The following is a 20,559-nucleotide window of genomic DNA, read 5'->3' as shown; positions in this document are numbered from 1 at the left end:
GTGCGTTATCCCTTCACGGCTCCGCCGGTCATTCCGGCGGAGACCCGGCCCTGCAGGACCAGGAAGAGGACGAGGACGGGCAGGGCGAAGAGGGTGGAGGCGGCCATGGTGGCGCCCCAGTCGGTGCCGAAGACGTTGGAGAAGGACGAGAGCCAGACGGGCAGGGTGCGGTCGTCCTGGTTCTTGATGATGAGCATGTTGGCGAAGGCGAACTCGTTCCAGGCGGTGATGAATCCGAAGAGCGAGGTCGCGAGGAGCCCGGGGGCGAGCAGGGGGAGGGTCACCCGGCGGAAGGCGACGGTGCGGGTGCAGCCGTCGACCTGTGCCGCCTCTTCGAGCTCGGCCGGGACGGCGGCCAGGAACGAGCGGAGGGTGACGATGGTGAAGGGCAGGGTGATCATGAAGTAGACGAGGCTGAGCGTCGCCAGCCGGTCGAGCAGGTCGGCGTCCCGGGCGATGACGTACATCGGGATCAACAGCGCTTCCCAGGGGGCCACTTGGGCGATGAAGACCATGAGGATGAAGCCGCGCCTGCCCCGCCAGCGCAGCCGGGCGACGGCGAAGGCTGCGGCGAGCGCCACCACGAGGGCGAGCAGGACGCACCCGGCGGTCACGAGCAGGCTGTTGCGCCAGAAGATCCAGAAGCCGTCCGCCGCGACGGCGTTCTCGAAGTGCTCCAGGGTGACGGACACGGGAAGGAACTGCGGGGTCTCGGACTGGATGTCGCGGGTCGGACGGAAGGCGGTGAGGACCATCCAGTACACCGGAAAGACGGCCAGGACGAAGACGAGCGCCGCCGCGGTGTTCAGGGGGAGTCGGCGCAGGGCGCGCGGTGTCACCGGTCGGCCTCCTGTCGGAGCATCTGGCGGAAGTAGGCGATCAGCGCGGCCATGAGGATGAGGACGGTGAGGGTGGAGACGGCCGCGCCGAGGTCGTACCGGTGCAGGGACTGGGCCACCCGGTAGGCGTAGACGGGCAGGGTGGTCGTCGCGCCGCCGGGCCCGCCCTTGGTGACCGCCCAGATCTGGGCGAAGCAGCGGAAGACCCAGATGACTTCGAGGCAGAGGACCAGGGCGAAGAGCGGCCGCAGGAGCGGCAGCGTGACCGAGCGGAAGATCCGCCAGCCGCCGGCCCCGTCCAGCCGGGCCGACTCGTAGAGCTCCGTGGGTACGGTCAGCAGCGCGGAGTGCAGGGTGATGGCGGCGAAGGGGACCGACTGCCAGACCACGAGCAGGACCAGGACGGTGAACGCTGCGGGACCGTCCGCCAGCCAGGAGTAGCCCTCGAAGGACTCGAACCCGAGCCGCACCAGGACCCAGTTGACCACTCCCAGACGGGAGGCGAACAGCCACTGGAAGACGGTCGTGGTGGCGATCACCGGGCTGGCCCACGCGAGGACGAGACCGCTGGTGACCAGGATCCGCATCCGTCGGCCGAGCCGCCGCATCATCAGGGCGACCAGGGTGCCGATCACCATGATGAGGGCGACGTTGACCAGGGTCCACCAGAAGGTGCGCCGCACGACCTCCCAGAACTCTGGGTCGGCCAGGACGGTCCGGTAGTTGCGGAATCCCACGAAGTCGGCGCCCCCGCGGATGAGTTCGCCCATGCCGTACTGCTGGAAGGAGATCAGCAGATTGCGGAGGAGGGGGTATCCGAGGAGGAGCGCTCCGCCGAGGACGGTGGGGGCGACCAGGAGGTAGGGCCAGAGGGCCGGCCTGTTCGGCCTGTTCGGCCTGTTCGGCCTGTTCGGCTTGTTCGGCCCGTTCGGCCCGTTCGGCCGTCTCACGAGCCGAGGGTCTTGGTGATGCTCTGTGACGCGGCTGCGGCCGCCCGTGCGGGATCGGTGCCGGTGAGCACGGCCGTCATGTACTGCTTGATCGGGTTGGTGGCCTCGACGGCCGCCCACTGCGGGGAGTTGGGCGTCGCGCGGCCCTGCGCCGCGCCGGCGGCCATCGCCGCCGTGCCCTCGTCGTCCTGGATGACGCGCGCGAGGGACGTGCGGTTGGGGACGTAGCTCATCGTTCGGGCCATGTCCGTCTGCCACTTCTCGCCCGCCAGCGCCTTCACCACCTCGTAGGCGGCGTCGGGGTGGTGCGAGGCCTCGGGCACGATGAAGTCGGAGCCGCCGGTGAAGACCGCGCCGGGCTCGGCCGCCGTCTTGCCGGGGATGGGGAAGAAGCCGAGTTTGCCCTTGAGCGCGGGGTTGATCTCCTCGACGATCTTCGCGCCGCCGGGTACGGCGATGATCTGGGCGATGTCACCCTTGGCGAAGACCTCCGCCTGCGGGGGCTTGGCCTCGTCGGCGTCCTTGGGCCCCTTGCCGAGGGCCTGGAGCTGTCGGTAGAAGTTCATGCCGGCGAGGGCCTGCGGGGTGTCGAGGGCCCCCTTCCATGCCGTGCCGCCGCCGTCCTGGACGGCGAGGTCGCCGCCCTCCTCCCAGATGAAGCCGGACAGGGTGTACCAGTTCTGGCCGGGGAGGTAGATGCCCTGGGTTCTGCCCCGGTTGAGCTTCGCGGTCACGGCGAGCCATTCGGCCTGCGTCTTCGGCGGCGCGGTCACGCCCGCCCGGGCGAAGAGGTCCTTGTGGTAGATCACGACGCGGCTGGCCCCGTACCAGGGGACGCCGTACTGCTTGCCGTCGACCTTTCCCGGCTCGGCGAGCCCCGGCAGCCAGTCGCCGCCGCCGAGCTCGGCGGTCCTGTCGCTGAGATCGCGTACGCCGCCGCTCGCCGCGTACTGCGCGACCTGCGTGTTGCCGACCTCGATGACGTCCGGGGCGTCCTTGCTGGCGAGAGCCGCCGTGACCTTCTCGCCGATGCCGTCCCACTCCTGGATCTGGATGTCGAGGTCGATGGCCTCGTGCTCCGCCTCGAAGCCGGTGCGGAAGCGGTCGAGGAAGGCATCGGTGACGCTGTCCTTCATGATCCATACGGTGACCTTCTCCGGCTCGCCGGAGGCCGCCGGGTCCGCCGGTCCGCTGCACGCCGTGGCGGCGAGGGCGACGGCCACCGCCAGGGCGGCGAGGGTGACGGGCCTGGCGAGGGGGCCGGTGAGAGGGCCGGCGAGGGCGGTCGACCGGGCACGGGTGGCGGGTCTGCCGAGGGGACGAGTCTTCACGGGCACCTCGAAATGTAGTTGACCAATTGGTCAAGTGGTTAGGTGGTCGGGTGTGTGACCAGAAGGTGGCACGGACCGCTGGAGCCGTCAATCCCCTGAAAAACATGAGTTGTTCACCCAGTGGCAGGTCAACGGATCCGGCTAGTATCGGACTTACCAGTTGACCAGTCAGGGAGAGTGGCATGAAGGACGGCTCCTCCAGCGGGGTGCTGAAGAGAGAGCGGGTACGGGAACACCTGCTCGGCCTGATCGAAGGCGGCGGCCCGGGCGACCCGATCCCCTCCGAGCGCACGCTCTGCGCCACCCTCGGCGTCTCCCGCCCCACCCTGCGCGCCGCCGTCGACGAACTCGTCGCCACGGGCGCGCTCGTACGGGAACACGGCCGCGGCATGTTCGTCGCACCCGCCAAGATCACTCAGCAACTCGCCCCGGACAACGCGGCCTTCGCCGTCCCCCGGGCCTCGGGCACCTGGTCCAGCACCGTCCTGGAGTCCGCCACGGTCCGGGCCGGCGCCCGCATCGGCCGCAGACTCCGGCTCTCACCCGCCGCCGAACTGCTCTACATCGCCCGCCTCCGCCTGGTCGACGGCGCGCCCATGGCCATCGAGCACCTGCACATCCCGGCGGACCTGGTGGGCGCCGCGCTCACCCCGGAGGAGCTGGAAGCCGGCGACCTCTACGACCACCTGCGGGAGCACCACCAGGTCCACGTCCAGGAGGCCACGCAGTCGATCGAACCCACGGTCGTCAGCGAGGACGAGGCCGCGCTCCTGGACGTCCCAGTCCTCTCGCCCGCCCTGCTGATCGAACGCCTCACCCTCGACACCGCCGGCCGCCCCGTCGAGTACGTCCACTCCGTCTACCGCGGCGACCGCTACCGCATCGTCTCCCGTCTCGACTTCACCCGCGACGGCCTCGTGACCTCCTCGACCGAGGGAGATGCATACTGACCCGCAGCCGACGGCGTACAGGGGAGGGGACAGGATGGAGCTCAAGCGGGAGCGGGTACGGGAACATCTGCTGACCGTGATCGACGGCCGTCGCCCCGGCGACGCCATCCCCTCCGAGCGCACCCTGTGCGCCACCCTCGGCGTCTCCCGGCCCACCCTGCGCGCCGCGGTCGACGAACTCGTCGCCACGGGCGTACTGGTACGGGAACACGGCCGGGGCATGTTCGTCGCACCCGCCAAGATCACCCAGGAACTGGTCGCCGAGAACCACGCGGCCGGCGCACCTCGAAGCCACGGCACCTGGACGAGTACGGTGCTCGAACTCCGCACCGTACGGGCGGGCGCGCGGATCGGCCGCAAGCTCACGATCTCCCCGGCGGCGGAACTGGTGCACGTGACCCGCATCCGGCACGTCAACGGCGCCCCGATCGCCCTGGAGCACCTGCACGTCCCGGCCGAGCTGGTCCCCGGACTCACCGTCGCGGACATGGAGGGCGGCTTCTACGCCCACCTGCGGGAGAAGCGCGGCATCCGGGCGGCCCACGCGGTGCAGTCCATCGAACCGACCGTGCTGAGCGAGGAGGAGGCGGCCCTCCTGGACGTACCGGTGCTCTCTCCCGCGCTGCTCTTCGACCGGATCACCTCCGACGCGACGGGCAGACCGGTCGAGTACGTCCGCTCGCTCTACCGGGGCGACCGCTACCGCATCGTCTCGCGGCTCGCCCTGAGCGAGGGCGCGGCGGACCACCCGGCGGCCGATGCCGCACGGGCGGGAGCCTGGTGGGGGACGGTGGAGTGACGCGGCACGGCGCCGCCGCCCGACTCGGCGAACCCACCGCGGGGAAGACGCCGGACACGAACGGAACCTTCCGGTTCCATCAGCTGCGGCCTGGCGAGCAGTGGCACCACGAGGACCTGGACCGCCATGGCGACGACATGTTCATGGTGATCGAGGACCGGCCACGGCCCACGAAAGCGCCGAGCCGACTCCTCTGACCGACGCACCGCCGCAGTCATCCGGGAGAGGCGGCGGCGCGTCCAGAAGCCAGGCATCAGGAGCCAGGAGCGGGGACGACTTCGGCCGGGACCTCAATCCGTCCCGGTCGTGCCCCGTACGATCCGGCCGACGACGGCCGCGGCATGCTCAGGGTGTTCTTCCAGCCACGTGCCGAGGTGTTCCCGTACGGCCTCCTCGACGCAGGCTCGCACCGCGGTGTTGTCCAGGCGCCCCCTCGTCGAGCCGGCGTACTCGGGACGGTCGAGCTTCACCGACACGACCGCCGTCAGACCCTCGCTGATCCGGTCGGCGCTGATGTCGGGGTCCGTCGCCGTCAGCAGCCGCCGCCCGCGTGCGTACGCGTTGACCGCCGCCGTCACCCCGTCTCGGAAACCCACCTCGTGCGTGCCGCCCTCCCGGGTGGCGCGGCTGTTGGCGAAGCTCCGTACCCTCTCCTCGCGGGAGTCGCCCCACCGAAGGGCCACCTCCATCGCCCCCGGCATCCGCGGGTCCTCCCGCTCGAAGCCGATGACGTCCGGGTGAACGGGCGTCCCGGCCCCCGCTTCGAGGAAGCCGACGAAGTCCCGCGTCCCGCCCGGGAACCGGAACCGCGCAGACCGGGCCTCGTGGTGGGGGCGTTCGTCGGTCAGCGAGATGTCCAGACCCCGGTTGAGGAAGGCGAGTTCCCTGAAGTGTTCCTCCAGTACGGCGAACGAGCACTCCACCGTTTCGAAGATGTCGGCGTCGGGCCGGAACTCGAAGGTGGTCCCGCTTCCCGTCGCCGCTCCCGCGGCGGCGGGCGGCGCGACCGCGACGCCGCGCGCGTACTCCTGGACCCAGCGCACGCCTCCGCGCCGGACCTCGGCCTCTGGAAAACACCAGGTCAGAGCAGGTTCGGCGGAGGTCTGGGCGGGCGGGTGAGCAGCTGTCCGGTGTGTGTCGCCCCCATGGGCCGCCCGCCTTGTCGGAATGCGGCCGCGACGTCTCCGAGGCCCGGGAAGACGCTCTTCTCGGCGGTGCCCAGGTCCCTGATTCAGATGATCCCGAAGATACGCACGGCTGCCGGAGGGAGGGCCCGCGGGCGGCGGTGTCTCAGACCGCCGTCTCGGGGTCTGCCGGACTGAGGTGGTGTACGGCGGTCAGTTCGGCGTGCGGGGCGAGGAGGTCCCGGAGTTCGTCCGCGGCGGTGCTGAGGAGATGACCGTCGCGGGTGGCGTGGAGGGTCTCCAGGATGAAGACCACATGCGCGGAGTCCTCGGTGACGCGGGTGCGGTGGGCGTCGCGGTGGTTCCAGTGCCGGGTCAGGACGCCCGTGGTGTCCGCGTAGACGACCTCGCCGGGCTTGGGGTTCTCGATCGTGTCGGGTTCGCCGAGCGGCGTGAAGGACTCGGAACCGTCCGCGTACCGGATGTCGACCTGGCCGGTGACATGGTCCAGGTCGAAGGCGCCGGCGGGCAGGCCGTGGCGGACGGAGACGGCGTTGTAGGCGTCGACGGCCGGATTGATGCGGGGGAGGGTTCCCCGCTTCGCGACACGGCGGCCGAGCGCGTCGACGCTCGGGCGGATGCGGCGCGGATTCGTTCCGAAGGAGCGGTAGGCGGTGTGCCAGGCCTCGATCCGGGGGTCGGTCTCGTCGGCGGGGCTCCAGGTGCCGTCGGCGAGTTCCTGTTCCAGCTCTTCCAGCGCGGCGGCCGCGGCGGGCCAGGGTTCGCGGCCGCGCAGGCCGGTGGCGGTGACCAGAGCGACGCGGGTGTCGGGGAAGTCGGCCGCGACGGCGGGGGTGAGGCGGAAGACGGTCATCGTCGGGGTTTCCGTTCCTGGGGGTGGGGTGCGTGGGGGCTCGGCGTTCGGTGAGATCGGGTGGCAGGTGGCAGGTGGCAGGTGGCAGGTGGCAGGGCGTCAGGTCAGGGCCAGGAGGCTGACCGCGACGGCCGCCGTGCCGAGCCCGACCAGCTGGCCGCGGTGGATGCGCTCGGCCAGCACGCTGCGGGCGAGCAGGACGGTTCCGGCCGGGTAGAGGGCCGTGATCACCGCGACCACCGCCAGGTCCCCGCTGCGCGCGGCGAGGAGGAACAGCAGGTTCGCCACGGAGTCCAGCACGCCGGCCGCCGCCGACATCGCGTACGCGGGCCGCTCGGATCCCAGTCTGCGGTACATCACGCCCGCCGCGAGGAGGGTGACGGCCGAGGAGACCGCCCGTCCCACGATCAGCGGGCCCACCCCGCTGTCGGACGGCGCCTGGTGCAGGAAGACCAGTTGCAGGGCGATGGCGGCGCCGGCACCGAACGCCAGCAGCAGCGCCGTACGCGAAGGGCGCGCCGAACCGGAGCCGTGTCCGGCGCTGACCAGCACCACCGCGGCCATCGCGAGCGGCAGGCCCACCAGTCCGGCGGTACCCAGGTGCTCGCCCTGGAGCAGTCCCACGCCGACGGGCAGCACGGCGGAGACCAGGGCGGTCACGGGTGACAGGACGTTCATCGGGCCGATCGCCAGCGTGCGGTAGAGCAGGGCGAACGCGATGGCCGAGGCGACCCCGGACGCGGCGCCCCAGCCGAGCGTCGCGGCGCTGAACGAGGCGCCGAGCAAGGGCCACAGCAGCAGTTCGACCGCGAGGGAGGCCGGGGCAGCGATCATCACGGTACGCAGCACATGGGCCTTACGGGCGCCGAGGCCGCCGAGGAAGTCGGCGCAGCCGTAGGCGAGTGAGCTGCCCAGGGCCAGCAGCAGAGCGAGCACGGTAGATCCCCTACTATGGTTAATGGAACGACTGAACCGTACAACGGATCGACCGCACTTTGTCAACAGAACGACCGAGCGGTGCATTCGAGTGGTCAACGTGTGAGGATGGTGATCGGATGTCCGAGACGGCCGCAGCCCTGCGGACGCTCGCGCACAACGTCAGGGCGGCTCGCACCCGCGCCGGTCTCTCCCTGGACGAACTCGGTCGGCGTGCCCAGGTCAGCAAGGGTGCGCTGGTAGGCCTGGAGAAGGCTCAGGGCAATCCCAACTTCGCCACTCTGGTCAGGCTGGCCGACACGCTCGGCATCTCGGTCTCCGCATTGATGGAGGGGCCGGCCGAAGCCCGCGTCCGCGTCGTGAGCGGCGACGCCGTGGCCCCCCTGTGGACCGGGGAGCAGGGGAGCGAGGCCCGGCTCATGCTGACGACCTCGGGGCCGGCCCCGGTCGAGGTCTGGCGCTGGCGACTGGAGCCGGGGGAGGAGTACCCCAGCCACCCCCACCAGGCCGGGGTCGTCGAAACCGTCAGCGTCACGGTCGGCCGGATGGTCCTGGTCGTCGACGGCACCGAGCACGTCGTCGAGGCCGGACAGACCGCCACCTTCGACGGCGACGCCTCCCACACCTACCGCGGCGCGGGCACCGGCACCTGCCACCTGATCATGACCGTCCACCTCCCGCCCGGCCCCGCCTCCACGGCCTGATCCGGTACCTCGCCCGTTCTCCGCGGATACATTGTTTGGGCCGGCGCGTCGTTCAACAGATCCGTACAGGGGCAAGAGCGTCCCGCCGGGGACTTGTGACGACCACGGCCGAGGCAGTCCTGCGTGAGACGGACGAGATGGACACGCCGGGCCCGAACTCCGGCCTGAGGCGCGCCGATACTCTGCCCCGATGAATCCTATGGAGCGCATGGCGCGTACGGACCGCATGGAGCGGATCGTCGGCGCTGTCGTCGGTTCGGCCGTGGGCGATGCGCTGGGCGCGCCCTTCGAGTTCGGTCCCCCGGGCGCCTTCTCCGCACGGTTCCCGCGTCCGGGCGCCGGTGGCGAGATGTGCGGCGGCGGTGGCTGGGACCCGGGCGAGGCCACGGACGACACGCAGATGGCCGTCCTGGTCGCCGATTCGCTGCTGTGGTGCGGCGGGCTCGATCTGCCGGACATCTTCGGCCGCTTCCAGCGGTGGGCGGCGGCCGACCCCAAGGACATCGGCCTTCAGACGGAAGACGTCCTGACCAACGGGATGCCGTGGGACCTGGCCGCCGCGGTGCATTTCCAGGTCAACCTCTACGCAGCCGGCAACGGCTCCTTGATGAGGGCCTCGACATCCGCGGTCCACTTCGCCCCCGACGGGCAGTCGGCCACCATGGACGCGGCCCGTCGCATCGCCGCGCTCACCCATGGCGACCGCGCCGCTTGGGAAGGCACCGCCGTGTTCCACGAACTGGTCCGTGTCGCCCTGGACGGCGCCGACCCGCTCCGTGCCCTCCCCGACGTCCTGGACCTCGTCCATCCCGACCACCGGCCGCGCTACGCCACGGTGCTCGCCGCCGACTGGCATCCCGACCTGGCGACCGAGTTCAACGGCGCCGTCTGGCCGTGCCTCGGATCGGCCGTCTGGGCCCTGCGCAGCACCGACGGTTTCGAGGAGGCGATCCGCGCGGCGATCGACCTCGGCGGCGACACGGACACCGTCGCCGCCGTCACCGGGGGCCTCGCGGGCGCCCGCTACGGAGTGGACGCGATTCCCGCCCGGTGGACCGAGACCTTGCACGTCCCCCTCCCGGGGTTCGACGGACGCGTACTGCGGCGGGCCGAGCTCATCGATCTCGCGCAGCGCCTCGGGGCCCGCTGACACCGACAGCGGCCCGCGGGAAGGTCAGTAGCCGTAGATCATCTTGTACGCGACCTCAGGAAGGAACTGGCCGGCCGAGGAGCCCGCGCCGACCCCGCAGTCACCGTCGGACTCGCCGGGTGCCTTGATCCAGAGGAGCATCTCGGCGCCGCCACCGGTCCGGGTGGGCGTGCCGATCCTGCGGCCCCCGGGGTTGCACCACGCGCCGTTGGACCCGTTGCCGTTGCGGCTGGTGTCCACGACGAACGGCTTGGTGTAGCCGTAGCGGGCGCTGAGTTCGCTGTTCACGGCCCCGGCGTAGGCGGTGTTCTCCGCGGTGGTGAAGTAGTTGGAGATGTTGAGCGAGAAGCCGTGGGCCTGGCTGAGGCCGGCGTTGTGCAGGCGCTGGGCCATGGTCGCCGCGTCGGCCCAGCCGGGGTTCCCCGCGTCGAGGTAGACCCAGGTGTTCGGGGCCTGGTTCCGGAACTGGGTGAGTGCTCCGGTGAGCATGCCCTGGCGCTCGGCGATCTCGGCCTAGTGATCTGGTTTTGAGGTCGTGGGTCGCCACGTGAGGCGTCCCCTGTTTCAGATTGCGGTGTTCGCCTGCGGCAGGTCGCGCGTTCGCGCTGTCCTGTGGGCATGGGTGATACCCGGCTGGAACCTGTCGTGCTGTCGGAGGCCGAGCGGCTGACGCTGGAGAACTGGGCCAAGCGCCGCTCGACCGCGCAGGGGCTGGCCGTTCGCGCACGGATCGTGCTGGCGTGCGCGAACGGCTGGAACAACACCGTGGTCGCCGCGCGACTCGATGTCGGCAGAGGCACCGTGCGCCGCTGGCGCACACGGTTCGTGGCCCAGCGCCTGGACGGACTCGCGGACGAGCCGCGGCCCGGGGTGCCGCGGACCATTACCGACGCCCAGGTGGAAGAGGTCGTGGTCCGCACCCTGGAGCAGACTCCCCGGGCGGGACGCACTGGTCGAAGCGGGAGCTGGCCAAGGTCGTGGGAATCTCCCCGGCGAGCGTGCTGAGGATCTGGCACGCTTTCGGCCTCCAGCCCTGGCGCACGGAGACCTTCAAGATCTCCCCGGACCCGTTCCTGATCGACAAGGTCCGTGACGTCGTCGGCCTCTACCTCGCTCCGCCGGCCAACGCGGTGGTCTTCGCGGTGGACGAGAAGCCGCAGATCCAGGCCCTTCAGCGGACCGCGCCGGTCCTGCCGATGGTCCCGGGAGTGCCCGAGCGGCGGAGTTTCGACTACGTCCGGCACGGCACCGTCGACCTGTTCGCCGCCCTGAACACGGCGACGGGCAAGGTGATCACGAAACTGTCCGCGCAGCACCGGGCGGTGGACTTCCGTGACTTCCTCGACGAGATCGACCGCCAGACCGACAAGCACCTGGCGGTCCACGTGATCTGCGACAACCTCTCCGCCCACAAGGCGCCGGTGGTGCACAAGTGGCTCCTGGCGCATCCCCGCTTCCAGCTCCACTTCACCCCGACCTACTCGTCGTGGATCAACCAGGTCGAGCGGTGGTTCGCCGAGTTGGAACGGCGCTGCCTTGAACGCGGCGTGTTCTGTTCCCTCGACGACCTCAAGGCCGCACTCGAAAACTGGATCAAGGTCTGGAACGACGAAGCCCGGCCCTTCAAGTGGACCAAGACCGCCGACCAGATCCTCGACCGGATCTGCCGCTACTGCGACAGGATCTCCGAACCAGATCACTAGGTCCGCCGCCCCGCCCGGATCGGCTACCTGGCGCAGGAGCTGCCCGCACGCTCCGCTCGGCTCCCGCTCCTCGCCGCCTTCGCGGCGGGGCCGCAGGGGCGGCCGGGGCTGCCAGGGTCACAGGGTGCGCAGGGGTCGCGGGGGCTGCCCGTCCTGCCAGGGCCTCCGGAGGAGTACGCCGAACAGCTGCTGGCGCTGGGCCTGTTCCGCGAGGAGGACCTGCACGTCCCGGTCGCGGCGCTGTCCGCTGGGCAGCAGCGGCGGCTGCAGATCGCGCTCCTCGTGACGGGAGCAGCGGATCTTCTCGTACTCGACGAGCCGACGAACCACATCGCGCTCGACCTGGTCGAGGACCTGGAGGCGGCGCTCGCGGCGTACCCGGGAGCGGTGGTGGTGGTCTCGCACGACCGCGACTTCCGCGAGCGGTTCCCGGGGGAGCGGCTGGAGCTGCGCGCCGGGCGGAGGTGCTGACCCCGTCGGCCGCGATGCGGAGGGCCCACCGGCCCATCAAGCACGGGCCGGGAGAGTCCGAGTCGGTAGCGCGAGTCGGTAGCCGGGTCAGAAGTCCGAGTCAGTAGTCCGGGTCAGTAGTCCGGGTCAGTAGGAGGTGAAGCTCGGTTTGATCGGGCCGATCTCGCCGCTTTCCACGAGTTCCTCCAGGTCCCCCGGCTCCAGGAACTCCAAGTCGTCCGGGTCGAGGCCGTGATACTGGTCGACCTCGTACAGGCGCCGTACGAACGAGAGCACGAACTCGGTGAACGAGCCGTCGAAGACCACCGACCCCGAGCCGTGGGCCTCGGTGACGACCTTCCATCGGTCCGGGTCCGGTCCGCACGGCTGGAAGAAGTGCTCGTCCCCGCTGTAGTCGTAGCCCCAGGAGATGAGCCCTCCCGGGGCGGGGTGGAACGGAAAGGAGTACTCCGCCGGATAGTTCTGCCGAGACCTGCCGAAGGCCTCGTGGATCCGGTGCATCCGGGCGAGGAGCGGGCTGGTTCCCCGAGGGTGGAAGAGGACCAGCTCGCCGCTGATCACACCGGCTCCGTAGGAGTCGAGGAAGGCCTTGAAGTCGCCGGGGAGTGCCGTACCGAGGTAGTCCTCGACGTCGGTCCAGTCGTCCGGGGAGGCGTTGCGCGCCGCGGGCGGGCCGATGAGCCGCACGAGTTCATCCGATGCGTCCATCCACCCCACCCACCCGTTCGCTCGCCTGTCGCCGACCACGACGCAAACGTACGGGCAGGAGCCTCGAAGGATCAAGGTCCGGACTCGGCCGTGGGGACGCGGGGGACCCGCGGCGACCGTGGACTGGCATGATCGGCGCCATGTCGAAGGATCTGCTGCTCGCCAGGGCCCGCGGGCTGTGGGAGGACCTGGCCGGAGTGCCCGTGCCGTTCCCGCCGACCGGTGGTGTGCGGGTGGGCGTGTCCCCGCGATCCGGCCTCTGCCCGGTCGGCTGGGTCGGGGTGGTGGCTCTCGGCGGGTCCGCGATCGTGACCGCGCCGAGCGAGAGGGACGCCGCGACGGTGCGCGACGCGCTGAAGGGGTTGACGGTGGAGGCCGTGGTGGACGCGGCCTCCGTCGGCGGGGTGCTGCCCGTGGCCGAGGTGCTCGGGCCAGCGGCGCTGTCGTACGTGTCGGAGGAAGGCTTCCGGCCGACAGCCGGTCCGGCGGCGGTGGAACGACTTCCCGGCCGGCACCCGGCGCTGCGCGGCCTGGAGAGGGCGGCGGGCCGTGAGGACACCGCGGAGGCCTCTCTGGACGAGATGACGTCGCCCGCGTTCGTGGTCCGTGAGGGCGGCGAGGTGGTGGCCGCGGCCGGATACGCGTTGTGGCCCCACCGGACCGCTCACATCAGCGTGCTGACCGCACCGGACGTACGGGGACGCGGGCTCGCACGGGCGACGGGTTCGGCGGCGGTCGCGCACGCACTCGCCGCAGGGCTGCTGCCCCAGTGGCGCGCGCGGCCTCCGGCCTCCCGACGGGTCGCTGCCGCAATGGGCTTCGAGGAGTTGGGCGCCCAACTCTCGATCAGGATCGCCTCACTGTCCCGCTGATTCGCCGTGATCACTCCCGCAGGCCGGGGACATCGTTGATGATGTCCGTGTGGCTCACCGCATCAACACTCTGATCTCAGCCCTCGGCATCCTTCCCGGCGTGCTTCTGCTCGTCGGCGGTGTCCGCGAATACCGCTCCGGGGCGTCGCCCCTCTGGATCGTGGCAGGAGCGGCGCTCGTCCTCGTCGCGACGTACACCCTCGTGCGGGACGTGCGACACCTCCGGACGGAGCCGACGGCCTGAACGGAAGCCGCGTGCGACAGCCGGGGTTTCCGCGAAATCGGCTCGCGAGGCGGCGGGGGCGGATGGCAGGGTGCGGTGCATGGCGCCCCAGTACCAGATTCGTGCGGATTACGACGCGCACACGATCGTCGTCTACCAGGCGTACGCGCCCGCCATCGCCGACGCGGCCCTGCGGGCGGGCCGCTTCGTCGCGCCGTTCTCCTTCCGGCGGATGACGTGGATCAAACCGTCGTTGATGTGGCTGATGCACCGCAGCAACTGGGCGCGCAAACCCGGTCAGGAGCGCGTACTCGCGGTGCGGATGACCCGGGAGGGCTGGGAGGACGCCCTGTCGCAGGCCGTGCTCACGACCGCGGACCCGGCGGCCGTGGCCCAGGCGGCCGTCCACGTCCAATGGGACCCGGAGCGGTCGCCGCGCGGGGCCGCGCTCAATCACTACAGCATTCAGGTCGGCATCGGCCGCCACCTCGTTCGTACGTTCAACGACGACTGGATCGTCGGTCTCACGGACCTCACACCACAGGTCCGCAAGGCCGCGTCCCTGATACGGACCGGACATGCCGCGCGATCCCAGGGGCTGCTGCCGGCGGAGCGCGCCTACCCACTGCCCCGGGAGCTGGAGAACCGCCTTGCCACAGGCGGGTGATCACCGGGCGTGGGGCTTCCTGGCTCGCCCGCAGCAGTCGGCCGCCGGCCTCGCGCATGGCCAGGCATGAGGCGTGCAGGGCCGAGTCCGGGTCGTCGAGCGTGGGCGTGTGTCGAAAGTCCCGCCTGCCCTTCGGGTAGACGGCGCTACTTTCGACACACGCCCTAGTCGAGCAGCAGCTTCGCGGCCACCGTCGTACCGTCCGTGCGGACCGTTCCGGCCACCGCGGCCGCCCGGGCGCGGGTCTCGGGGGCCAGGGCGGTCCTGAGCGCTGCCGACAGGGAGTCGGTGGTCGGGGTCGGGCCCTCGTGTGCCGCGCCGATGCCCAGCTCCGCGACCCGGCCGGCCCAGTACGGGTGGTCAGCCCCCTGGGGAACGACCACCTGCGGCGCGCCCGCCCGGGTGGCGGTCGTCGTCGTGCCCCCGCTGCCGTGGTGCACGACAGCGGCCACGCGGCGGAACAGTGCCTGATGGTTGAGCTCGCCGACGAGGAAGCAGTCGCCCCGGTCGTCGACGAGGGGCAGCTCCGCCCACCCGCTGGAGACGACCGCGCGGCGGCCCTGTGCGCGGATCGCCTCGACGGCCGCCCTGGCGAAGTCCTTCGGGGCGCTCAGGGGCGTGCTGCCGAAGCCCACGTACACCGGTGGTGTGCCGGCGTCCAGGAACGCCAGCAGCTCGGCGGGGAGCGGGCGTTCGTCGGCCGGGATCCACGCGCCGGTCTGCACCACGTCGAGGTGGTCCGTCGGCTGCCACGGGGCCAGGACCGGGTCCGTGGCCAGCCACGGCTGTTCGGTGAAGGCGTAGTCGCGGACGTTCTCCACCGGTGGCAGCCCGACCGATGCCCGGTGCGTGTTGAGCGGCTCGCCGAACATCGCGTCGGCGATCCGGGCGTCCCGGTCCCACAGCTCGCGGCTGTCGGTCACCTCGGGCGGCAGGGGCCGGCCCCGGCGTGCGGGCGGTCGGCGGTTCGGTGAGGGGAGACTGACCGGTTGGTGGCTCACGTGCACGTAGCGGATGCCCAGCCGCTCGGCCACCGACCGGGCGCCGGCCGTGACCGGCAGCGGACCGGTCGCCACCAGCACGTCGCATCCCTCGGCCGCCGCCGCGACCGTCTCGAACTGAGCGGTCATCAACTCGGCGGCGCGCTGCGCCAGCCCGACCGCCGAACCCGGCTGCACGGAGGTCACCAGTGGGCGTACGGGACGGCCCGCCGGAATGTGCGGCACCTCGACCTCGGCCAGCCGCCGCGCGAACTCCTCGTCGGGCGGGGCGCACACCCGTACCTCCGCGCCGAGCTCCCGCAACCGCACGGCGAGTGCCGCCATCGGTTCGACGCTTCCGCGCGGTCCGTACGTCGAAAACAACACACGCATGTCGTGAATCCCGTTCCCGCAGGTGGTGGCCCAGGTCGGCGATTCTGCGCCATGATCGGGGTCTTGCCGCAAGCCCCCGGGTGCGCGGTATGTTCAGAGTGGAAAGGCGTGAGTCCTCCCCTTTCCGATCCGGTAGAACGCAGCGGCGTTTCCCCACAGCACGGCATCGAGGTGTTCCTCGCCGACGGTCCGGGCGATGAGGGCGAAGTCCTCGTCCGCGAACGGGCGGCGCGCCCGGGTGGACGGGAGGTCGGTGCCGACCATCAGTGCGGTGGGGTCGGTCCGTACGACGGCGGTCATGGTCTCGGCGGGGTCGAGGTCGACGCGCCCGAACCCGGTGGCCTTCACCTTGGCGCCCCGTTCCACCAGCCTCAGGAGATGGGGGAGTCCGTCGCGGTGCAGGCCGAGGTGGTCGATGCTGACGGCGGGCAGTGCCGTCAGGGTCGCGGACAGGTCCGGCAGGTCGCGTGCGTCGATGTAGAGCTCGGTGTGCCAGCCGGCGATGTCGTGGACGCGCCGGGCGAGGCGGTCCAGTTGGCCGAGGGTGGCCGATCCGCCGCGGCGGACGTTGAAGCGGACGGCGCGTACCCCCGCGGTGTCGAGGGCGAGGATCTCCTCGTCCGTCACGGTGGCCGGTACCTGCGTGACACCGACGTAGGCGGGTCCGAGCGCGGCCAGGGCCTCGCGCAGATAGCCCTGGTCGAAGCCCTGGAAGGAACCCGACACGACCGCGCCGCCGCGGACCGGGAGACCGGCGACGCGCGCGCGGTACTGCTCGACGGTGAAGGCGGGCGGCAGGTAGCCGTCGTTCTCGACGAGGGGGAAGCGCGGGTCGACGATGTGCAGGTGGGCGTCGAAGACCCGCGGGTGGGGTTCGGTGTTCAGGACCATCGTGTCCGAGTCGCCGTTGCGCCCGACCCGGGTGAAGCCGAGGGAGGTGTAAAGGCCTACGGCGGGGTTTCCGTCCTCGACGCTGAGGCTGAGCCGAGCGACCGGAGTCGGTCGCTCGGCGGCAGTCCGGATCAGCGCCTCCATGAGCGCTCGACCATGCCCGCGACCACGATGGCCGGGCAGCACACCGAGGGTCAGCTCGGGGACGTCCGGTGCGACGAAGCCGTACCCGGGCCTGTCCTCGGGCAGGTAGCGCGCCCAGGCCGCGCCGATCGGTTCGCCCGTATCGGTCTCGGCGACGACCCCGAAGTCACCCTCGCGGGGCCAGTCGGCGAGGTAGCGCGCGGCATACGGGTCGGCGACGAGCTGCTCGGCGGTGAACCGCTGCTCACCGTTCCAGTTGTACGCCTCCAGCAGGATGCTCCAGAGGAGGCTGGTGTCGCGGGCGATGGCGGGGCGGACGGGCATGGGATGCCTTCGGGCCGAATGCGAATCGGACCGATCGACGATAGACCGTCATGGACGGGACCGGCAAAGGGAATCGACGCCGGGAGGTCCACCGCGTACGCCTGAGCAGCAGAACCGGCTCGGACCTTCATGCGTGACTGGCGAACGATCACGCCGTAAGAAGCGACTTTTCAGCCCCGGAGCAGGGCGAGTTGGTGGTGTACAGCGGGCGGTGGTGTGGCGCGCGTCGTCGGTGGCGAGAAGGTCGAGCAGGGCACCGCGGAGTACGGCCAGGGCAAGGGGGCGGCGGATCGTGCCGTCCTCGCTGTCGCCCTCGGGCCGCGGCCGGCAGTCGGCAAGGACCTGGAGCCAGTCGCGCACGGTGGCGGCGGCGAAACCGGCCCAGGCGCCGTCGGGCTCGACGAGCGACCGCGTGTACGCCTCGGCCCAGAGCCGGAGCAGCGGTCGCCGACGAGGAGCCGCACCACAGCTTCGGCCACGACCTCGTCGGCCGGAACTGGACCCTCGACCTGCGCGCCGCGAGATGATCAAGCGATGAGTGAGATTGTCTTGATGTCCGATCCAAAGGTCGGTGCCATCCCTGTCGCGGAGTGCGACGAAGAGCTCGTCGATGTCCGCGGCAGTGGCCTGTTGCTCGTCGACACGCGGAAGCAGGACCCCGCCGACGCCTTCGCCCACCTGCGGTCGGGCGTACTGGAACGCCTGCTCCACGCCCAGTCGACGCTTCCGCGGGGTCTGCGGCTGCTCTTCGTCGAGGGGTACAGGCCCCCGTCGCTCCAGCGGGAGTACTTCGACGAGTACGCCGGTCAGTTGCGTGTCCTTCACCCCGAGTGGTCCGAGGAGGAGGTCCTCTCCGCGGCGAGCCGGTACGTTTCACCGCCCGCCATCGCTCCCCACAGCGCGGGAGCGGCCGTGGACCTCACCCTGGCGGATGCCGATGGCCATGAGCTGGACCTCGGAACGCGGATGAACGCGGACCCGGAGGAGAGCGACGGCGCCTGCTACACGCACGCCGCCAACATCAGCGTGGAGGCGCGCGCCAACCGGGAGGTGCTCGGCGCCGTGCTCACCGCGGCGGGTCTGGTGAACTATCCGACCGAGTGGTGGCACTGGTCCTTCGGGGACCGCTACTGGGCCCTGGCCACCGAGCAGGCCGCGGCCCGCTACGGCCCGAAGGAGCTGGCCCCGCGCGGCGGCCCGCATGCCGCCGACGGCCCCTCCGCGGTACAGCCGGGCCGAAGGGCGACGTAACCGACCCCCCACCCGGCCCGGGGGTCGGGTGAGGGGTCGGCCCCCTGGTCGGCCCAATGGGGGTGCACGGAGGTACGCGGAGGCGTGAGGAGCTCTACCGCCCTTGGCTACTCGACGGTAATCTGCGGGCCCGTCCGCAGCATGGGGGAGTGGTATGGGCACCGTCACGAGATTCGATGCCGTCGCCGAACACGAGAAGACCCGCGGAGCGCTGGCCGCGGTGATCCCACGGCTTGTGGGACTGCTGCGCGACGTCCCCGACCCGGACGCGGCCTCCGGTGTCCCGGTGTGGACGGTGGGCGACGTGGGCGCGCACCTCGCGGCCGTGTATCTCGCGTACTGCTCCCTGGTCTCCGGCGACGAGGCCGTGGAGTGGGACAGCGTCCTGCCGCCGGGCGACCTGCCGTTCGTCGAGCGGATCACGGCCATGAACGCCACGTCCATCGGCCTCTTCGGCGGCGACGACCGTGCCCGGCCGGGCGACGTCGTCGCCGAACGGGGCGAGGCGTTCCTGCGGGCCACCGAGGGCCTCGCCCCGGACACGCCCGTCGCCGTGCCCTGGTACGGGCAGGAGACGACGCTCACCCTGGCGGTGGTGACCGGTCTGATGCTCAGCGAGAGCCTCGTCCACGGTCTGGACATCGCGCGTGGCGCCGGGCTTCCGTGGACGATCGGTCCGGACGAGGCGAGCCTGGTGCTCGGACAGTCGATGCCGACGATGATGACGCTGGCCCTGGACACGGCGAGGGCCCGGGGCGTCAGCATCGCGTTCGACCTCGTGATCAAGGGAGGTCCGCGGCTGGCCGTCGTCGTCGACGACGGCACGATGACGGTGACCCGCGACGCCGCGCCGCGCGCCTACGACTGCAGGATCACGGCGGCGCCGACGGCGTTCCTGCTGGTCTCCTTCCGGCGTACCCCGGTGTGGAAGGCGATGGCGCGCGGCCGGATGCGGGCCGGCGGCCGCAGGCCGTGGCTCGCCACGAGGCTCGGCGAACTCATCGCCACTCCGTGACCGACGGCCGCCGTGCCGCGATCCGACCCGCCGCCGGCCCGTCCCGACAGGGGCGGGCCGGCAGTACTTTCCGCACGGGCGCCCAGCTGAACCAGTTTACTAGACAACGTTGTCAACGGAGTGCAGAGTAAGCCGGAGATTCTGCGGTGCGGTAGCTCGGCAGTGCAGAAGCGCAGAAGCGCAGAAGCGCGGAGGCGCATTGGTGCGGAAGTGCAGTGGTGCGGAAGCGCACTGGCGCAGTGGTGAAGCGGTGTAACGGAAAGGCTGAACGTGATGGTGTACGGAGCGCTCGACATCGGGGGCACGAAGATCGCCGGGGCTCTCGTCGACGCCGACGGGCACCTGCTCGTCCGGTCCCAGCGGGCCACTCCGGCTCGGGGTTCCGCGGAGGAGCTCATGGCCGCAGTCGCCGCGGTCCTGGACGATCTGGCGACACATCCCGAGTGGGCGTCGCTTTCCTGCCTCGGCATCGGCAGCGCGGGGCCCGTCGACACGGTCGCGGGCACGGTCGGTCCGGTCAACATCCCGGCCTGGCGGGCCTTCCCCCTCGTCGCCCGCGTGCGGGCACACCCGGCGGTGCCGGCCGGGCTGCGGCCGGTCCTCGTCGGTGACGCGGTGGCGATGACCGCGGCCGAGCACTGGCTGGGCGCGGCCAGGGGCGTGGACAACGCGCTGTGCATGGTGGTCTCCACGGGTGTGGGCGGCGGCCTGATCCTGGGTGGGGCGCTCCACGCGGGCACCTCCGGGAACGCCGGCCACATCGGTCACATCACCGTGGACCAGAACGGTCCCGTCTGTCCCTGTGGGGCGCGGGGCTGCGTGGAGCGCTTCGCCAGTGGCACGGCGATCGCCGCCCACGCCCTGGAATCAGGCTGGACGCCGCCCTCGGGGGCTCCCGCGACGGCCAAGGAGGTCGAGGCGTCCGCCCGTGCGGGCGATCCGCGCGCGCTCGCCGCGTTCGACCGCGCCGGGCGGGCCCTGGCGGCGGCCATCGCGGCGACGACGGCCCTCGTAGAGCTCGACATCGTTGTCATCGGTGGTGGTGTGGCCCAGTCCGGGGAGATGCTCTTCGGCCCTCTCCGGCACCACCTCACCTCGTACGCGGTACTGGACTTCACCCGCGACGTACCGGTCGTGCCGGCGGGACTCGCGCTTGACGCGGGGCTGATCGGTGCGGCCGCCGCGGGCGCTGCGGCGGCCGGGCTGTCAAGGGCGGGCACCGGCGCCGCGGGACAGCCCGTGAGCTGACCCCGGCCGCCG

The 20,559-nt window shown here is 71.4% G+C and carries 20 protein-coding genes and 3 pseudogenes; 13 read left to right on the top strand and 10 right to left on the bottom strand.

Annotation, left to right across the window (positions count from 1 at the left end; all coding sequences use genetic code 11):
• Positions 1–5: 5 nt before the first annotated feature.
• From OG361_RS01050 to OG361_RS01040, 3 genes are read right to left on the bottom strand one after another with little or no spacing between them, the layout of a single operon-like run.
• On the bottom strand, positions 6–839 hold the full coding sequence (locus OG361_RS01050; protein WP_405851352.1) for a carbohydrate ABC transporter permease: 834 nt from the start codon (positions 837–839) through the stop codon (positions 6–8).
• Positions 836–1,789: a carbohydrate ABC transporter permease gene (locus OG361_RS01045; protein ID WP_405851351.1), complete on the bottom strand. Its 954-nt coding sequence runs from the start codon at positions 1,787–1,789 to the stop codon at positions 836–838. The genes OG361_RS01050 and OG361_RS01045 overlap by 4 nt, the downstream gene beginning before the upstream one ends.
• Positions 1,786–3,018 carry an extracellular solute-binding protein gene (locus OG361_RS01040; RefSeq protein ID WP_405861987.1) on the bottom strand — a complete coding sequence of 411 codons (1,233 nt, stop codon included), beginning with the start codon at positions 3,016–3,018 and terminating at the stop codon, positions 1,786–1,788. Before OG361_RS01040 ends, OG361_RS01045 begins: the two co-directional genes overlap by 4 nt.
• Positions 3,019–3,302: 284 nt before the next feature.
• Between OG361_RS01040 and OG361_RS01035 the strand changes: the two genes are divergently transcribed.
• Genes OG361_RS01035 through OG361_RS01025 form a run of 3 tightly spaced genes read left to right on the top strand, consistent with a single transcriptional unit; the run spans position 3,303 to position 5,066 of the window.
• On the top strand, positions 3,303–4,070 hold the full coding sequence (locus OG361_RS01035) for a GntR family transcriptional regulator (RefSeq protein ID WP_405851349.1): 768 nt from the start codon (positions 3,303–3,305) through the stop codon (positions 4,068–4,070).
• Between the two features lie 34 nt (positions 4,071–4,104).
• Positions 4,105–4,869: a GntR family transcriptional regulator gene (locus tag OG361_RS01030; RefSeq protein WP_405851348.1), complete on the top strand. Its 765-nt coding sequence runs from the start codon at positions 4,105–4,107 to the stop codon at positions 4,867–4,869.
• Positions 4,866–5,066, top strand: a complete 201-nt coding sequence (locus OG361_RS01025) for a hypothetical protein (RefSeq protein WP_405851347.1) — start codon at positions 4,866–4,868, stop codon at positions 5,064–5,066. The genes OG361_RS01030 and OG361_RS01025 overlap by 4 nt, the downstream gene beginning before the upstream one ends.
• A 93-nt stretch (positions 5,067–5,159) precedes the next feature.
• Here the strand turns inward: OG361_RS01025 and OG361_RS01020 are convergent, their stop codons facing one another.
• From OG361_RS01020 to OG361_RS01010, 3 genes are all read right to left on the bottom strand, one after another.
• Positions 5,160–5,912, bottom strand: coding sequence for a hypothetical protein (locus tag OG361_RS01020; protein WP_405851346.1), 753 nt, complete (start codon positions 5,910–5,912; stop codon positions 5,160–5,162).
• A 247-nt stretch (positions 5,913–6,159) separates the two neighbouring features.
• On the bottom strand, positions 6,160–6,867 hold the full coding sequence (locus OG361_RS01015) for a B3/4 domain-containing protein (RefSeq protein WP_405851345.1): 708 nt from the start codon (positions 6,865–6,867) through the stop codon (positions 6,160–6,162).
• Positions 6,868–6,966: 99 nt separating this feature from the next.
• The gene (locus tag OG361_RS01010) at positions 6,967–7,803 is read right to left on the bottom strand and encodes an EamA family transporter (protein WP_405851344.1); all 837 of its coding nucleotides are present in this window, start codon (positions 7,801–7,803) and stop codon (positions 6,967–6,969) included.
• Positions 7,804–7,922: 119 nt separating this feature from the next.
• Here OG361_RS01010 and OG361_RS01005 point away from each other — a divergent pair, with 119 nt between their 5' ends.
• Both OG361_RS01005 and OG361_RS01000 read left to right on the top strand, forming a co-directional pair.
• On the top strand, positions 7,923–8,507 hold the full coding sequence (locus OG361_RS01005; RefSeq protein ID WP_405851343.1) for a helix-turn-helix domain-containing protein: 585 nt from the start codon (positions 7,923–7,925) through the stop codon (positions 8,505–8,507).
• Positions 8,508–8,697: 190 nt separating this feature from the next.
• Entirely contained in the window at positions 8,698–9,657 is a 960-nt protein-coding gene (locus OG361_RS01000; RefSeq protein WP_405851342.1) for an ADP-ribosylglycohydrolase family protein, read from the top strand.
• A gap of 24 nt (positions 9,658–9,681) precedes the next feature.
• On the opposite strand, the pseudogene OG361_RS00995 reads toward OG361_RS01000, so the two are convergent.
• Positions 9,682–10,170 (bottom strand): annotated as a pseudogene (locus tag OG361_RS00995) (glycoside hydrolase family 6 protein); the annotation flags it as partial.
• Between the two features lie 105 nt (positions 10,171–10,275).
• Here OG361_RS00995 and OG361_RS00990 point away from each other — a divergent pair.
• Positions 10,276–11,360 (top strand): annotated as a pseudogene (locus OG361_RS00990) (IS630 family transposase).
• Positions 11,361–11,831 (top strand): annotated as a pseudogene (locus tag OG361_RS00985) (ATP-binding cassette domain-containing protein); the annotation flags it as partial. It lies immediately after the preceding pseudogene.
• Between the two features lie 126 nt (positions 11,832–11,957).
• Here the strand turns inward: OG361_RS00985 and OG361_RS00980 are convergent.
• The gene (locus tag OG361_RS00980; RefSeq protein ID WP_405851341.1) at positions 11,958–12,539 is read right to left on the bottom strand and encodes an SMI1/KNR4 family protein; all 582 of its coding nucleotides are present in this window, start codon (positions 12,537–12,539) and stop codon (positions 11,958–11,960) included.
• Positions 12,540–12,679: 140 nt separating this feature from the next.
• On the opposite strand from OG361_RS00980, the gene OG361_RS00975 reads away from it, so the two are divergent.
• The 3 genes from OG361_RS00975 to OG361_RS00965 all read left to right on the top strand — a co-directional run bounded on the left by OG361_RS00975 (position 12,680) and on the right by OG361_RS00965 (position 14,301).
• Positions 12,680–13,411 carry a GNAT family N-acetyltransferase gene (locus tag OG361_RS00975; RefSeq protein ID WP_405851340.1) on the top strand — a complete coding sequence of 244 codons (732 nt, stop codon included), beginning with the start codon at positions 12,680–12,682 and terminating at the stop codon, positions 13,409–13,411.
• A 49-nt stretch (positions 13,412–13,460) separates the two neighbouring features.
• A complete protein-coding gene (locus tag OG361_RS00970; protein ID WP_405851339.1) occupies positions 13,461–13,655 on the top strand; it encodes a hypothetical protein in 195 nt (64 codons plus the stop codon).
• Positions 13,656–13,734: 79 nt separating this feature from the next.
• Complete coding sequence (locus OG361_RS00965; protein ID WP_405851338.1) at positions 13,735–14,301, top strand: DUF4291 domain-containing protein; 567 nt, start codon at positions 13,735–13,737, stop codon at positions 14,299–14,301.
• A gap of 164 nt (positions 14,302–14,465) precedes the next feature.
• On the opposite strand, the gene OG361_RS00960 is transcribed toward OG361_RS00965, so the two are convergent.
• Positions 14,466–15,626, bottom strand: a complete 1,161-nt coding sequence (locus OG361_RS00960; RefSeq protein WP_405851337.1) for a glycosyltransferase — start codon at positions 15,624–15,626, stop codon at positions 14,466–14,468.
• Positions 15,627–15,767: 141 nt separating this feature from the next.
• Positions 15,768–17,033, bottom strand: coding sequence for a GNAT family N-acetyltransferase (locus tag OG361_RS00955; protein WP_405851336.1), 1,266 nt, complete (start codon positions 17,031–17,033; stop codon positions 15,768–15,770).
• A gap of 534 nt (positions 17,034–17,567) precedes the next feature.
• Here OG361_RS00955 and OG361_RS00950 point away from each other — a divergent pair.
• From OG361_RS00950 to OG361_RS00940, 3 genes are all read left to right on the top strand, one after another.
• Positions 17,568–18,284 carry a M15 family metallopeptidase gene (locus OG361_RS00950; protein WP_405851335.1) on the top strand — a complete coding sequence of 239 codons (717 nt, stop codon included), beginning with the start codon at positions 17,568–17,570 and terminating at the stop codon, positions 18,282–18,284.
• 154 nt (positions 18,285–18,438) lie between these two features.
• Complete coding sequence (locus OG361_RS00945) at positions 18,439–19,299, top strand: maleylpyruvate isomerase N-terminal domain-containing protein (protein WP_405851333.1); 861 nt, start codon at positions 18,439–18,441, stop codon at positions 19,297–19,299.
• Between the two features lie 273 nt (positions 19,300–19,572).
• Positions 19,573–20,547 carry an ROK family protein gene (locus OG361_RS00940; RefSeq protein WP_405851332.1) on the top strand — a complete coding sequence of 325 codons (975 nt, stop codon included), beginning with the start codon at positions 19,573–19,575 and terminating at the stop codon, positions 20,545–20,547.
• Positions 20,548–20,559 lie beyond the last annotated feature (12 nt).

The organism is Streptomyces sp. NBC_00090 (assembly GCF_045160815.1).
GTDB lineage: Bacteria > Actinomycetota > Actinomycetes > Streptomycetales > Streptomycetaceae > Streptomyces.
Note: the sequence above shows the minus strand (reverse complement) of the source record. Positions and strands in the feature narration are given on the sequence as shown.